This is a genomic window from Nitrosospira sp. Nsp1, assembly GCF_900100985.1.
Taxonomy (GTDB): Bacteria; Pseudomonadota; Gammaproteobacteria; order Burkholderiales; family Nitrosomonadaceae; genus Nitrosospira.
The window spans coordinates 69,696-83,802 of record NZ_FMUF01000012.1 but is presented as its reverse complement, the minus strand read 5'-3'; the positions used below and the strand labels follow the sequence as shown (position 1 = coordinate 83,802).

Genomic DNA, 14,107 nt, shown 5'->3' with positions numbered 1-14,107 from the left:
CATGGGGGATATAAATCTGCTGAAGATATTGCAGTAGATACCGACGCGCTGATCCAATCGTCGGGCGGAGCCCGACCTGCTTTGGTACCGATCTCTGTGTCTTTGATACCCATCACGTATCTTTTACGCCAATCTCCTCAGGCCGGGTGGAGCGGAATAACCCATCATTCCGATGGACAGGCTGTTACAAATCAGCGGTAGGTCGGGCTCCGCCCGACGTCGTTTCTCGATCTGCGAACCTGACCAGGTATTTGCCTCGCTTTTGCCACATATCCCCTTCGATCTCTATTTCTTCGGGGCAAGGTGCGCACCATCCGCATTTGCCTTGCCTTCCGCGATATAGGGCTTGCAGTAATGTTTGGAAGGAAATTCCTCGTTTCGGCGCGAATTCATAATCACGTCGCCGCCGTTTCTTACGCACTCCGTGATCGATTTATTCACGCTCTCATAATGTTGATTCGGCTCTGTATGTTTTGAAACCGGCGTGACTCTCTCCCTGATTTTAAGACAAATGTTCGGTTCATCCGCAACCGGTGGCGCATTTTTTTGAGGTGGCAGCGGACACAACTTGCATGGGTTCCCAGGGCAGAGGCAGCCCGCACACTCTGCCTGTACAAAAGTAGCGAACCCTCCCAGGATGACCGCGAAGGCGAATCGAGATATTAATCGCAAAATTCCAACAGACATCATATTCATTATCAATTTCCTGTACGCAGTTCGAGCATCATTACATTGTCATTACATTTTACGTTCTATCAGCACCAGTTTAAACAGTTATACAATTATTTCAAATAGTGCGCTTGGTTGAACAAGCACTTCACGAACCCCTGCGACCGGAACCATATTGAACCTAAATCCGGTAGTTGACCGCTCATTTAATAGATCAGTATCATGATTAATAACAATATTTTATATTATTTGACCCTCACCTTCCGGGTGAGGGCGCTACGGAGTGAATTGCACAGTTTTTGCGACACATGGCTGCGTTGCAACTCCTTGGAATGGAACGGCGCCCCGAAGCGTCGCCCGAGGGACCCCGCGCAGCGGGGATCGGGCAGCGCAGGGGATGCCGCGATCGCGCTCCACACGCAAGGGGGCGCCCGCATCCCGCTTCGGGGTCGCACCTTCCTGCGGAAGGCACTGCTCCGCCCTGCGCGGTCGCATTCCGCGTCGTTGCGCCTTGCCCTGCACCTCAAAAACCGTACACTTCACCCCGTCCAACTACCGGATTTAGGTTGAATCCAATTCCTGTTCACTGCATTTTCGGGAAAATCATTACAGCAATTTCATCACGTTTTCCGGCGGGCGGCACAGCATTGCCTCGTCGCCACGCACAACAATTGGCCGCTGAATCAGATCCGGATTTTCCACCATGACTCTTATCAATTCTTCATCCGGCAACGCTCGTTCAGCAAGCTTGAGGCTACGCGCTATAGGTTCATCGCCACGCAGCACGTCGCGTACCGACAAGCCAAGCTTATCGATCAGTTCGCGTAAACGCTCAACGGTCAAAGGTGTTTCATAATAATTGACAGCATCGAACGCTTCGCCGCTGCCCGCAAGAAGCTCGAGCGTAGCTCTGCATTTGCTGCACCCGGGTTTCTGATAAACAATAATCCTGTCACTCATTCAATCCTCCTTCAATCTCATACTAAAGTCAGTTTGTGCTGGCCGTACACTTCACCCCGTCCAACTACCGGATTCAGGTTAAATTCCCTACTACTGAATCTTGCGTCTGATAGCAGCTTCTTCATTTATTGGCCGTAATTTTTTCCAGTATGTGTCGTGTCATGCTGAGAGCGAGCTCGTGTTCGCCCATAAATACGGCTCCTCCGCTTTCCCTCCGTAGCAACGCCGCCTCTTCTTCATTATGTGTACGAACAATAATCTCAATCGGAGGGTTAAGTATACGTGCAGTTTCGATCATCCGCCGGGCACGTAGTGTATCGGGAACCGCAATCACCAGTATTGCAGCTCGCGCAATATGTGCTTGTATCAATACGGCCGGTTCGGCTGCATCCCCCGCTACGGCATGAATTCCGTGCTTGCGTAACCCTTCAACCAACTCACGGTTTTGTTCTGCCACAACAAACGATAATCTCTGCTCGGCCAGCGCATCGCCGATGAGCCGGCCGACACGGCCATAGCCCACAAGCACGACATGGCTTGTGACATGGCTTGACGCAACCGTCATCGGCAGTTCTGCGAGTGGATCGTCGGAACGCTCCAGGATACGGGCAAGGTTGGAACGGGAGCGTATCCATGCTTGCGCCGGTTCGATTACCCGGAATACGAAGGGATTAAGGGTAATCGAGATAAACGCGCCCGCCAATATAAGGCTCTGAGCTTCAACCGGAAGTAGCCCGAGCGACACGCCTAGCGCGGCAAGGATAAACGAGAATTCACCAATTTGCGCAAGGCTGGCGGACACGGTTAATGCCGTATTCAGAGGGTAACGGAAAGCAAGTACCAATAAAAAGGCAGCCAGCGATTTCCCGATGATGATAATTCCGAGCGTTGCGAGAACATGGAGTGGCTGCTCTACCAGTACGCCTGGATCAAACAGCATTCCCACGGAAACAAAAAATAAAACTGAAAAAGCGTCGCGGAGAGGCAGCGATTCCTGCGCGGCCCGATGGCTTAAAGCGGATTCCCTCATCACCATGCCGGCAAAAAAAGCACCCAGAGCAAAGGAAACACCGAAGAGCATTGCGGAACCGTAAGCGATGCCTATCGCAACCGCTATCACGCTCAAGATGAAGAGCTCGTTCGAGTTTGTGCTGGCAACGTGCCAAAGCAACCAGGGAAATACACGTTTCCCGACAACAAGCATCAGCGCAATAAAGACCGCCACCTTGCCAAAGGTGAGCAGCAAAGTTGTGAGCAAATCCGAGTTTGATACGCCCGCTGGGCCGCCCGCGTTATCACCCAGCCATCCGGCAAGCGGCGGCAACAGAACAAGAACCAGGACCATCGCCAGGTCCTCGACTACAAGCCAGCCCACCGCAATAGATCCGTTGACGGACTTGAGCAAGCCGCGTTGCTCCAGCCCACGTAACAACACAACGGTGCTCGCCGTGGACAGTGCCACACCAAATACGATGCCGACGCCCAGGTTCCATCCCCAGGAGACTGCGACCATGGCGCCGAAAGTGGTCGCCACCACAATCTGGACGATCGCACCTGGCAGGGCGATCCGCCGCACAGCCAGTAGATCATTCAACGAAAAATGTAGCCCGACGCCGAACATCAGCAGTATCACGCCGATTTCCGCCAGCTGGGCGGACAGCTCCATGTCGGCCACGAAGCCCGGCGTATTGGAACCCAGAATGACGCCTGCAGCAAGATAACCGACCAACACCGGCAACTTCAACCGGTTGGCGATAAGCCCCATCAGCAGCGCAAGACCTAAACTGACCGCAATGGTGGTGATTAGAGTAACACTGTGGGGCATTTGTGTTGCCGCGTGTTTTCGCGTAGACAACGGGTTTACTAACGCGATGGGTGGTCGTACCGTACCGCGTGCAGCACCGCCCCGAGAACGAAACTACGGCTCGGATTGATGCATGCTGATAGCAAAGATGATTTTAAGAACTTGTAATAACCAGCAGATCAGTCAAATAACGCGGATGTGACCCTCCTGCCTGGCAGCCTGTATCCGACTTAAAAGAAATCAGTTGCAAAAGCGTCTTACCGGTTCATATTTCGCCGCCTTTTCGGCCAATAGAATAACTATTGGCCTTCAAAAAATCCTCAAAATCCACTCTCACCCCAGTCACTTTTTCACTGCGATTCTTCAAGTCCGACAGGCTGCTAGCTTTTACGTTCACCTCTTTTACGTTCACTTTTACGTACCGAAGCGCGTAGGTGCCCGCCGAGCAGTCCCAACCCGGCAATCATCAAGGTCCATGTTTCTGGCTCTGGTATCGGCGAAACCTGCCAGCCGATGTCGTTCATGGCGGCGTAGTCGAGTTCCGTGAAATGGCTGCGCTGGTTGGTGGCAATGCTTGGATCCATTGCGGCTTCCTGTCCCTGGTAGCTGAGCTTTGGCGCCCAGTGGCCGTCGCGGGTCAAGGGAGGATTTGAACCATACAGGTCATGAACGGCGGTGCCGGTAAACAACCCGCCGGCGCTCAGGTTATTAAATGATGGAGCGCCGCCGAAACCGAGTACATGAGCGAGCTCATGTACAGCTACCGAATAAAAATCGTACCGGTTGGGGAAAGGCTCATCGGTCGTGATATCGGGGTCAAAGTACCAATTGGAATTGTTATTGAAGGAAATCGCACCACCCCACGGACCAAAATCCGTCTGCATGGGCAAAAGCGCTCCGTCCTGGCCTCTGCTTAATGCATTGTCGAAAAAGCCCGGCGATCCGACGCCAGCGACACTACCAGGGCCACCCGATGCCAGCGTGCCACCCATATTATAGGTCCCGACAAAAACCACGATCTGATCAGGCGCGACACTAAAATTGGAAAGTCGGGTGTTGAGACCGGTATCCGGCTGAAAGAAGCGCGCATCGAATCTATCCGATCCGGAAGAGGAGATTGCAGTCAGGCTATCCTGAAAGCGTGTCTCGAATACAGAAGCCGCCGCATTCAGCAGGTTCTGGCGTGAACTGTTTTCACCCGTAAAAAAGTTGGAGCTATCATACCGATAATCAAAAGTGATATAGATATTGGCCAGTGCCGACTGACTGATAGCAGCGAATAATGGGGCAAGCAGGGCGCCCAACAGCACGGGATATTTGAATTTCATCTTTTTTTACTCCTATGTCTTTGCCTGATTAGTCGAATTGTTTAATTGTTTAGTGGACAATGCCTTAACCGTTATGCTCCAGTGCTTTCAACGGCTCAATATATTGCATGCCAAATTCCCTCGCGACCGCGAGATAAGTGACTGACCCATGGTGGGTATTGAGGCCGTATTGTAGCGCCCGGTTCTTCCGTATAGCCTCCAATCCTTCGTCGGCCAGGCGGAGCGTATAAGCAGCGGTCTGTATATTGAGCGCGAATGTACTGGTGCGCGGAACCGCGCTGGGCATGTTGGAAACACAATAATGTACGACGCCATCGAGCTCGTAAGTGGGGTCGCTGTGAGTGGTAGGCCGCGTCGTTTCCACGCAGCCTCCCTGATCAACCGCCACATCGACGATTACGGAACCTTTCCTCATATTTGGCAACATCCCGGCTGTGATCAGCCATGGCGCGCGCCCACCGGGTATCAAAACAGCGCCAATGACCAAATCGGCGCTGTAGACGACTTCTTCGATATTATATTCGTCGCTGATACGCGTCTGTAACTGGCCGCGATAAATATCATCCAGATATTTCAGACGGTCATGATTGATATCCAGTACGGTAACCTGTGCGCCGCATCCCACAGCCACACGAGCTGCGTTCGTACCTACGATACCCGCCCCCAGGATCGCCACATTGGCTGGAGCGACACCCGGAACGCCGCCCATCAATACGCCACGGCCGCCGCGCGTCTTTTGCAAATAGGTTGCGCCGATCTGGGTCGCCATACGCCCTGCTACCTCGCTCATTGGCGTCAATAGCGGTAATTTTCCATCTTCGGTCTGGACCGTTTCGTATGCGATGGCTGTGGTACCACTCTCCAGCAAAGCGTCAGTGAGGGGTCTGTCCGAGGCCAAATGCAGATAAGTGAAAAGAATCATGTCCCGATGCAGGTAACGATATTCAATCGCGGCCGGCTCCTTGACTTTGACTACCATTTGCGCCGCCCAGGCATCGTCAGCATGAGGCACAATCATCGCGCCCGCTGATTGGTATTCTACATCGGAAATAAAGCTTCCATCCCCTGCTCCGCTCTGTACAAGCACATGATGGCCACGCCGCGTCAAGGCTTTGACTGTGCTTGGCGTCATGCCGACCCGATTTTCGTGGTCTTTGATTTCTTTGGGTAGTCCGATCCGCATGGATTTATTTCTGACTGTCGATGAGCAGAACAGAACCTTTCTTTTAAATAAGATTAATGTGAAATTGAGAGAATATGGATAGCGATCTGCTTCAACTTGAAGGTGAACCGCTTACGCTCCTCTTGACTATATCGCCCGCAACTCGACCTTTTTTTAAGTATACAACCCGATCCCCGAACCACAGGAAAAAATTATCCTGAAGGGTATCTACCGAGCTATTATTGGATGAGTCAGCGGAAGGGGCTATCCGGATCAAGCAATTGCGTTCGCAAATGCTTGATCACCCGTTCTCGTGTGTCGACCCCCCGGTCAAGCGCTTTCTGGTAATCGAATGTAAGTGTCGAGTGCCCTTTCCCGGGCACGACCACAGAATGGAAGCGCGACCCGGTTGGCCCTGCCGGATTCCGCAGTGAGGATTCCAACCGCTCGAATCGAGCCGCAGGGCAACGAAAGTCGTCCTCGAAGCGGAGACCGAGCAACGACATCGTATCTGTACGACTGGATGCGAGCGCAAGTTTTTCCGGTTCGACGTCAAGCGCTCCCGGTTGAAAGAATGGAAGACTGGGCTGCGCCGCCACCGGCGCGAGGAGGGCTGCTTCCACCATCATCGCGAAAATGAAGCCGCCGGTATAACACATGCCCACGGCGCCTACACCGGGCCCGCCACGCTCGGAATGAATTTTCCGGCACAATGCTCGTAGCACTATCGTGATGGGGCTTGATTTCCCGGCGCTGAGGTTGTTGAATTCCTTTCGAATGCATACGAATGGGGCCTTCAAAAGGCCGAGCATCGGATGCTGAAGCGGGCGACCGAACAGGAGCGGCACAACAACGTGAAAGCCGTGGCCCGCAATCCACTCCGCAAACTCGACTGTATCCTGGGTAAGACCGGGCAATTCATGCAGGAGGATAACGCCAGGCCCATCCCCCTTCCCGTAGAGTATTAACGAGTGATTGCCTGTCGTGAACGTTTCCTCGGAAAAACCCTTGATCGCACTCATGTATGCTGCCCATTATTTTGATGTTTTATCGTAATAATGGCTTTAGCCCTTTCGGGCTCCGCACCATGTTTTATGTCGTTGACATATCCCCTGGATTTCGCTTCAACAAAGATGCAAATACGCCATTTACCATGTGAATAAATCGCAGCCAGCAGTTTCCGAGATACTCCGGTGAATGAATCGCCCTCATAACAGACGGAATGTATTCCGATTTTGAGTACTCCAATGAAAACTTACAACGCCTTGACCATCTCCTCGACCACCTTCTTGGCATCGCCAAATACCATCATGGTCTTGTCCATGTAGAACAGGTCATTATCGAGGCCGGCATAGCCCGCTGCCATGCTGCGTTTTACCACCATCACGGTACGCGCCTTGTGGGCATCCAGAATGGGCATGCCATATATCGGGCTACCGGGAACGTTGGCGGCCGGATTCACCACATCGTTCGCGCCCAGCACCAGCACCACGTCGGTGTTGGAAAAATCGCTGTTGATCTCATCCATCTCGAGCACTTGCTCATAAGGTATTTCTGCTTCCGCCAGCAACACATTCATGTGTCCGGGCATGCGCCCCGCGACCGGATGAATCGCAAAACGCACGTTGACGCCTTTTGAGTGCAGCTTTTCCGCCAGTTCCTTGACCGAATGCTGCGCCCGCGCCACCGCCAACCCGTAACCGGGCACAATGATTACGCTGTCGGCGTTGCCCATTAAAAATGCCGCATCATCCGCACTGCCGCTGCGATAAGTTTTCTGGGTCCCGTCGCCTACTGCCGCAGCGCCTGTTTCGCTGCCGAAACCGCCGAGTATGACTGAAATGAAGGGCCGGTTCATGGCCTTGCACATGATATAGGACAGAATGGCGCCTGAACTGCCCACCAGCGAGCCGGCAATGATAAGCATGGGATTGCCGAGCGAGAATCCTATCCCTGCCGCCGCCCAGCCGGAATACGAGTTGAGCATGGAAATCACAACCGGCATATCCGCGCCGCCGATGGGGATGATGATGAGAAAGCCAAGCACGAAGGCAATAGCCGTCATTGTCGCAAAAGCGGTCCAGTTGGTCGTCTCGCTAAAGAAGAACCACAGGCCAAATCCAACCATCACGATTGCCAGGATCAGATTGACCATATGCTGGCCGCCAAAGGTGATAGGTGCACCACTCATGCGGCCGGACAACTTCAGGAATGCGATCACTGAGCCTGACCAGGTCATGGCGCCAATGAATGTGCCGAGGAACAACTCCAGCCTGCTGCCCATAGGCAGCATTTCAGGCAAACCAAACGAAACAGGATTATTAACAGCGGCGATAGCGATAAATACCGCCGCCAACCCCACGAGCGAGTGCATGAACGCAACCAGTTCCGGCATCGCCGTCATCTGAACGCGGCGGGCAACGATTGCGCCAATGGCGCCTCCCAGTGCGATACAGGCAAGGATCAGCGCCCAGTTGCTGGTGATCGTAAGCGTGGTGGCGACGGCGATCGCCATCCCGACCATGCCAAACAAGTTACCGCGACGAGCAGTCAGGGGCGAACTTAACCCTTTCAGCGCCAGAATAAAGAAAACCGACGCGATAAGATATGCGAGTGCAACCGAATTTACCGACATTTACTAGCTTCCTTTTTTATCTTTTTTTCTGAACATTTCAAGCATTCGCTGCGTAACCAGGAAGCCGCCGAAAACATTGATCGCGGCCAGCGTGACGGCCACGGCACCCAACCATACGCCCCAGTCGGTTTCGGCCGGTCCGGCGGCCAGCATGGCACCCACCAGGATAATGCCGGAAATCGCGTTGGTGACCGACATCAGCGGCGTATGCAAGGCCGGGGTCACATTCCATACGACGTGATAGCCTACGAACACCGCCAATACGAATACAGTGAGATTAATAATGGTTGGATCAACTTCGCCAATCATGGCTGCTCCTTCTAATGCGTTCTGTTACTGTGAATGGTGATTTATCTTCAATGAACGAAAGCGGCAAAAAACGCGCATTCGGTTTTCAATGTTGGCCCGTAATGCTTCAAGTTTTCCGGACGACTTCCCCCCCGATGCAAACCAGTGTTCCGGCGATGACTTCGTCCTCACGGTTCAGGTTGAATTCTCCGGTCTTCGGATCAAGCATCAGATTGAGAAAATTCATCAAATTACGTGCATACAGTGCGCTGGAATCTGTCGCTACCAATCCCGGCAGGTTGGCGATACCGACGAGATGCACGCCGTGCTTCACTACAACCTTGTCCAGTTCCGACAAGGGGCAGTTGCCGCCCGCCTCTACCGCCATATCAACGATGACCGATCCCGGTTTCATGGCTCGAACGGTTTCTTCCGTGATCAATACCGGTGCGGGTCGGCCGGGAATCAATGCCGTCGTGATGATGATGTCGGCTGCCGCGGCGCGCTGATGCACCAGTTCACCCTGGCGCCGCTTGTAATCATCGGACATTTCACGGGCATAACCGCCAGCGGTCTCCGCCTGCGCCTTTTCTTCCTCGCTTAGCGGAACCTCGACAAATTTGGCGCCGAGGCTTTCCACCTGTTCTTTTGCCACCGGACGCACGTCGAACGCTTCGATCACGGCGCCTAGCCGTTTGGCCGTAGCAATGGCCTGGAGACCCGCCACACCTGCGCCGAGAACCAGCACCCGCGCCGCCTTTACGGTACCTGCCGCAGTCATCAGCATCGGGAAGAATTTCTGATAGACGTTGGCTGCCATCAGTACCGCCTTGTAGCCGGCGATATTCGCCTGGGAGGACAGCACGTCCATGCTCTGGGCACGGGAAATGCGCGGCAATTTTTCCATCGCAAAGGCAGTGAGGCCGTGACGAGCGAGCGCTTCAATGCCCTCGGCGTGATGCGGAGAAAGTAAACCCAGCAGCACCGCATCCTTGCGCATCAGCGCCAGTTCGTCAGGTTCCGGGCTCCTCACTTTAAGCACTATCTGGGATTGACCGTACAGCTCCGCCGCGCTGGCCACGATGCTCGCACCCTCCGCCTGATACGCCGCATCCGGTATGCTCGCGCCGGCTCCCGCGCCGGACTGTACCAGAACAGTATTCAGACCTTTGGCGGTAAATTTCTTCACCGTTTCCGGTGTGGCCGCGACGCGGGTCTCTCCCCCGCGAATTTCCGCGGGTATGCCTATCTGCATTGCTAATCTCCCTTATTTTTTTAACGTGCGCTATTCTTCAGCAAACTGAAACCGGGCCGCCGGTGCTTCTGTTCGGCCCCTGTTCGTCACGAAGCTCGGATTATAAATGAACCTGCGCTGGATGCACTGCCCGGATCAAGGAAAAAAGCGCATCCCGGTAACCGTTTCTACAGAGTCGGAATCAAAATGGTTTTGGAAAAGACCGCTGGAATCCCGCTTTGCAGGAAGACAATAGTCCTTTTTGATGCCCGACTCCACAGAAAATTCAGGCGCTAACCGGGTTCACTTTTTTCAAACAATGTGTAATCCACCGGGTGGTAAGCTTTTCCTGGACACTGTTCTGGCGTAAACGCGACGCCAGACCGCCGAAGTCAACCTGATCAAGTGGTTGATCCTGATTGAAGCATGAAAATACATAGGTAATCTCACCCGTTACCGGATCTTTATGGGGTTGCAGGCATTGCGCGCAAATCTCTTTCATCATGCACTGCATGGGTGAATTGATGGAGCCGATCGCGAAATGATCTGTTTTCAGGTAAGGCCGAAGCTTGTTATGACGTGCCGCTCCCACCGCCGCCATCATCCGGTCGGAACCGATGGCAATGATACGATCGGCGTCCGACAATCGAACTTTCTGAGGACCCAGCGCGCCGCTTCCATAAGCGGCCATCGCTTCCACGATATTACCGACATAACTGAGATCGCCCAGCCGTGAGGGTTTGAAACCAGGAGATTCGTCACAGCACCACACCACTATGTCGGCTGCCGCCTCGATTTCCGCCACTTTATAGCGGTCGATCAGTTTCTTGTAACCGGCAAAATACAAAATTTTCGATCCTGCGGCTCTTGCTGCCGCACCAATTGAAAACAACACCGCGTTACCCAGGCCGCCGCCCACCAGCACAACGGTTTCATCAGGCAGAATTTCGGTTGGGGTACCGGTGGGACCCATCAGGACTACCGGATCGCCAGGGCTCAGCCTGGCGCACAAGTCTGCCGACCCCCCCATTTCCAGGGCAATCAGCGATACCAGTCCACGGGACACGTCGACCGAGGCTCCTGTAAGGGCAATACCCTCCATCGCCAGTTTCGTATCGCCTGCAGTAATGGCAAGTGTTGCAAAGTTCTGGAAGCGGTAGAATTGGCCAGGATGAAAGCGTTCCACCGCCATCGGCGCATGCACGACCACTTCTATGATATTTGGAGTAAGCCGCTCGACCTTGTGCACCGTGGCGCGTAACTGTCCATTCATTTCGGCAAAAAAGAGCCAGGCCGGTTTGGTGGATGCCGGAGCCAGACGTTCAAGCACGCCGCTTACCACGGGATAACCCTGCTTGGCGCTGGACATCGCTTTTACGACGTTACCGGAATAGGAAGGATGCAAGTCACCGAAAAAGCTGATGAAACGGCCATCTTTATTACGGCTCATCAGTACGCTGGCCGTTTCAGGTTTGGGGTTCGCCCGCGGCGGGCTGACCGGATCGCCATTTTCATCGCAAGCGGCAAAATAACGGCCGTTCAGCTTGAAATTCTTATCGTCTTCTCTGGCAAGTACGGTATTGGGCTGAGTACCAGCCGCAACCAGAACGGCGCGGGCCGGCAACACGGTCTGTCCCGTTTTTTGCCATGATCCCGTTTCATCCAGAACCTGTATCGCGAACTGCACCGCTTTCGCATGTTCCCATTTATCGGTATCCACTCGCACGGGCGTGAGGCCCTCGGCAAACCATATACCTTCCTCCAGCGCCTTTTCGACTTCTTCGTGATTAAGCGTATAGGAGGGGCTATCGATGAGCCGCTTGCGGTAGGCAATGGTGGCGCCCCCCCAGGATTGAAGCAGTTCCAGGATGCGCGGTGCCCGTCCTTCCTTTTCCGCTTCCTCGCGCTCTGCGCGAATAGCGCGCGCGTGGCTGAGAAATTCCTCGGCAATTATCTGCTCTTCCTCATCCCATGCGCCACGAATCGCGGCATCGCCCTGCACGGCTGCAAGAATTTCGTAACGACGCAGAAATTTGTCTACTTGCACCGGATAATAAGCCAGTGCTTCGGTCGCCGTATCGATGGCTGTCAGCCCTCCGCCGATCACTACCACAGGCAAGCGCAGCTGCATATTGGCGACTGAATTAATCTGGGCCGCGCCGCTCAATTGCAACGCCATCAGGAAATCGGATGCGGCACGAACCCCCCGCGCCAGACCATTGGGCAGGTCGAGTACAGTGGGCCGCCCGGCCCCCGCCGCAAGCGCCACATGATCGAACCCCATGGCGAAAGCGTCATCGGCGGTAAGCGTCCCGCCAAAACGGACACCCCCAAAAAGCGCAAACTCCTCTCGCCGCTCCAGAAGCAAACGGATCAGCTTGAGAAAGTTTTTATCCCAGCGCACGGTGATGCCATATTCGGCAACCCCACCAAATCCTCCCGGCATGCGCTCATCCAGGTCTTCGGCAATTTCGTCGGCGTTCCGGATGGCTCTGAATGGAACATGTTCCCCCTGCTGGTTTACCCCACAAATTTCCGGTGACAACGGCTCGATCTTGAGGCCGTCAACACCTACTACCGTATGGCCATCGTTCATTAAATGGTGCGCCAGGGTGTATCCCGCAGGTCCCATGCCCACAACAAGCACCTTCCGGCCTGTGGGTGCTTTCGGTACCGGTCGACGCAGATTAAGCGGATTCCAGCGGGTGAGAAGGCTGTATATTTCGAAGCCCCAGGGCAATTCCAGTATATCCTTGAGCGTGCGCGTTTCAGCCTGGGGAATATCGACCGGTTCCTGTTTCTGGTAAATGCAGGACTTCATGCAATCGTTGCAAATGCGGTGGCCGGTGCCGGCGCACATGGGATTATCCACCACAATCATGGCAAGGCCGCCGATTGCCACGCCTTGCGTCTTGAGTTTGTGAAACTCGGAGATACGCTCTTCCAGCGGGCAACCCGTTAGCAGGACACCCAATTGGCTTTTCTTGAAAGAAGGAATTTCATCGGGTGTTTTCGCCTTTTCCTTCATTCCCTTCGAGCAGGAATCCTTTCCTTGTTCGTGGCACCAAATGCAATAATTCGCTTCATCCAGCGCCCCCACCAGATCGGTTCCCTGATCGGTGAGCGTGAAACCTTCCCGGCGTCGTATATGATGCAGCTTATGGACGGTATAGCCCGCAGTGCTATCGGTATCCGTCGATAAAAGATGCAGAAAATCGAGCTTGGCCGGTGCCTTGAATAACACTCCGTCCCGGTTACGCTCTCGCCCTGCGGGCGTCTTCAACGCCCAGGCCGCATAGAGCAAAGCAGTCTTCAGATGTTCTTCGTTCGCGGCTTCATCCAATAACCATTGGGTGACCTTGCCTGCAAAGGCCAACTCTGAGAAAGGCGCTTCGAATTCGGCAACCAGTTTCTCTTCCAGCGCAATCCCATCCACCGCCGCTGCCTCCGCCTCGCTTACCTTGCTCATCGCCTTGCGTTGAACGAATTGTCTTTTGCAGGAATAAAGCGGAGCAAGCTGATGGTGACGGGCGGCAAGAGCACTGACCTCTCTCTCGATACCGAACAGTCTGGCAATGAAATCTTCCATCCACGGCGCCACCTCGATCAACAGAGCCGCTTCGGCTTTCCGGTCCAGGCTATCGGGATGAGCGCGAGCATGATCCAGACGAACGCGCAGCCCGGCTTCTCCTTCATGCAGAAATTCCAGGAATGCCTGATCCAGACGCACAAGCCCTTCGCGGCGATATAGATCGGCAAAAGCCATGCCGAATCCAAGCACGGGAGAAGGTGCGACATTTTCCGGTACAGGGTGGCGCGCCAATTGTAAACTTGTCATGATAAAGTCATCAAAAGTAAAAAGTGAATCAAAAAGGACACGAAAAAGTTATCTGATAGATTGTTAGAGCGTAACCGTACAAAAAGAGTTTTGCAGCACCTAAAAACCCTTCTCATCTTGTGCTTTTACATGGCCGAAAAATACAAAAGCGGCAAGGCTTCCTCTCCACCTTGTCCGCCCTTTTCAGCA

General features: G+C 54.0%; 10 protein-coding genes. All 10 read right to left on the bottom strand.

Going from position 1 to position 14,107, the window contains the following annotated elements:
- Positions 1 to 285 precede the first annotated feature (285 nt).
- Complete coding sequence (locus BLP78_RS09315) at positions 286 to 696, bottom strand: hypothetical protein (RefSeq protein WP_090458640.1); 411 nt, start codon at positions 694 to 696, stop codon at positions 286 to 288.
- A gap of 579 nt (positions 697 to 1,275) precedes the next feature.
- Positions 1,276 to 1,629, bottom strand: a complete 354-nt coding sequence (locus tag BLP78_RS09310) for an arsenate reductase family protein (protein ID WP_090458638.1) — start codon at positions 1,627 to 1,629, stop codon at positions 1,276 to 1,278.
- Between the two features lie 121 nt (positions 1,630 to 1,750).
- On the bottom strand, positions 1,751 to 3,454 hold the full coding sequence (gene ybaL / locus BLP78_RS09305) for a cation:proton antiporter domain-containing protein (RefSeq protein ID WP_090458637.1): 1,704 nt from the start codon (positions 3,452 to 3,454) through the stop codon (positions 1,751 to 1,753).
- Positions 3,455 to 3,813: 359 nt separating this feature from the next.
- Positions 3,814 to 4,761 (bottom strand): PEP-CTERM sorting domain-containing protein, encoded by a 948-nt coding sequence (locus BLP78_RS09300; RefSeq protein ID WP_090458636.1) that lies wholly within the window; start codon positions 4,759 to 4,761, stop codon positions 3,814 to 3,816.
- Positions 4,762 to 4,825: 64 nt separating this feature from the next.
- The gene (gene ald, locus BLP78_RS09295; protein ID WP_090458635.1) at positions 4,826 to 5,944 is read right to left on the bottom strand and encodes an alanine dehydrogenase; all 1,119 of its coding nucleotides are present in this window, start codon (positions 5,942 to 5,944) and stop codon (positions 4,826 to 4,828) included.
- A gap of 230 nt (positions 5,945 to 6,174) precedes the next feature.
- Positions 6,175 to 6,945 (bottom strand): dienelactone hydrolase family protein, encoded by a 771-nt coding sequence (locus tag BLP78_RS09290; RefSeq protein WP_090458634.1) that lies wholly within the window; start codon positions 6,943 to 6,945, stop codon positions 6,175 to 6,177.
- Positions 6,946 to 7,178: 233 nt separating this feature from the next.
- Positions 7,179 to 8,558, bottom strand: coding sequence for an NAD(P)(+) transhydrogenase (Re/Si-specific) subunit beta (locus BLP78_RS09285; protein ID WP_090458632.1), 1,380 nt, complete (start codon positions 8,556 to 8,558; stop codon positions 7,179 to 7,181).
- 3 nt (positions 8,559 to 8,561) lie between these two features.
- Positions 8,562 to 8,867: an NAD(P) transhydrogenase subunit alpha part 2 gene (locus BLP78_RS09280; RefSeq protein WP_025041967.1), complete on the bottom strand. Its 306-nt coding sequence runs from the start codon at positions 8,865 to 8,867 to the stop codon at positions 8,562 to 8,564.
- A gap of 106 nt (positions 8,868 to 8,973) precedes the next feature.
- Positions 8,974 to 10,101: a Re/Si-specific NAD(P)(+) transhydrogenase subunit alpha gene (locus BLP78_RS09275; RefSeq protein WP_090458630.1), complete on the bottom strand. Its 1,128-nt coding sequence runs from the start codon at positions 10,099 to 10,101 to the stop codon at positions 8,974 to 8,976.
- 265 nt (positions 10,102 to 10,366) lie between these two features.
- On the bottom strand, positions 10,367 to 13,918 hold the full coding sequence (locus tag BLP78_RS09270; protein ID WP_090458628.1) for an FAD-dependent oxidoreductase: 3,552 nt from the start codon (positions 13,916 to 13,918) through the stop codon (positions 10,367 to 10,369).
- Positions 13,919 to 14,107 lie beyond the last annotated feature (189 nt).

Excerpts from the sequence above, each read along its gene's own strand:
- BLP78_RS09300 (WP_090458636.1), bottom strand. The coding sequence starts at position 4,761 with ATGAAATTCAAATATCCCGTGCTGTTGGGCGCCCTGCTTGCCCCATTA.
- BLP78_RS09285 (WP_090458632.1), bottom strand. The coding sequence starts at position 8,558 with ATGTCGGTAAATTCGGTTGCACTCGCATATCTTATCGCGTCGGTTTTC.
- BLP78_RS09275 (WP_090458630.1), bottom strand. The coding sequence starts at position 10,101 with ATGCAGATAGGCATACCCGCGGAAATTCGCGGGGGAGAGACCCGCGTC.
- BLP78_RS09290 (WP_090458634.1), bottom strand. The coding sequence starts at position 6,945 with ATGAGTGCGATCAAGGGTTTTTCCGAGGAAACGTTCACGACAGGCAAT.
- ybaL (WP_090458637.1), bottom strand. The coding sequence starts at position 3,454 with ATGCCCCACAGTGTTACTCTAATCACCACCATTGCGGTCAGTTTAGGT.
- BLP78_RS09270 (WP_090458628.1), bottom strand. The coding sequence starts at position 13,918 with ATGACAAGTTTACAATTGGCGCGCCACCCTGTACCGGAAAATGTCGCA.
- BLP78_RS09315 (WP_090458640.1), bottom strand. The coding sequence starts at position 696 with ATGAATATGATGTCTGTTGGAATTTTGCGATTAATATCTCGATTCGCC.
- BLP78_RS09280 (WP_025041967.1), bottom strand. The coding sequence starts at position 8,867 with ATGATTGGCGAAGTTGATCCAACCATTATTAATCTCACTGTATTCGTA.
- ald (WP_090458635.1), bottom strand. The coding sequence starts at position 5,944 with ATGCGGATCGGACTACCCAAAGAAATCAAAGACCACGAAAATCGGGTC.
- BLP78_RS09310 (WP_090458638.1), bottom strand. The coding sequence starts at position 1,629 with ATGAGTGACAGGATTATTGTTTATCAGAAACCCGGGTGCAGCAAATGC.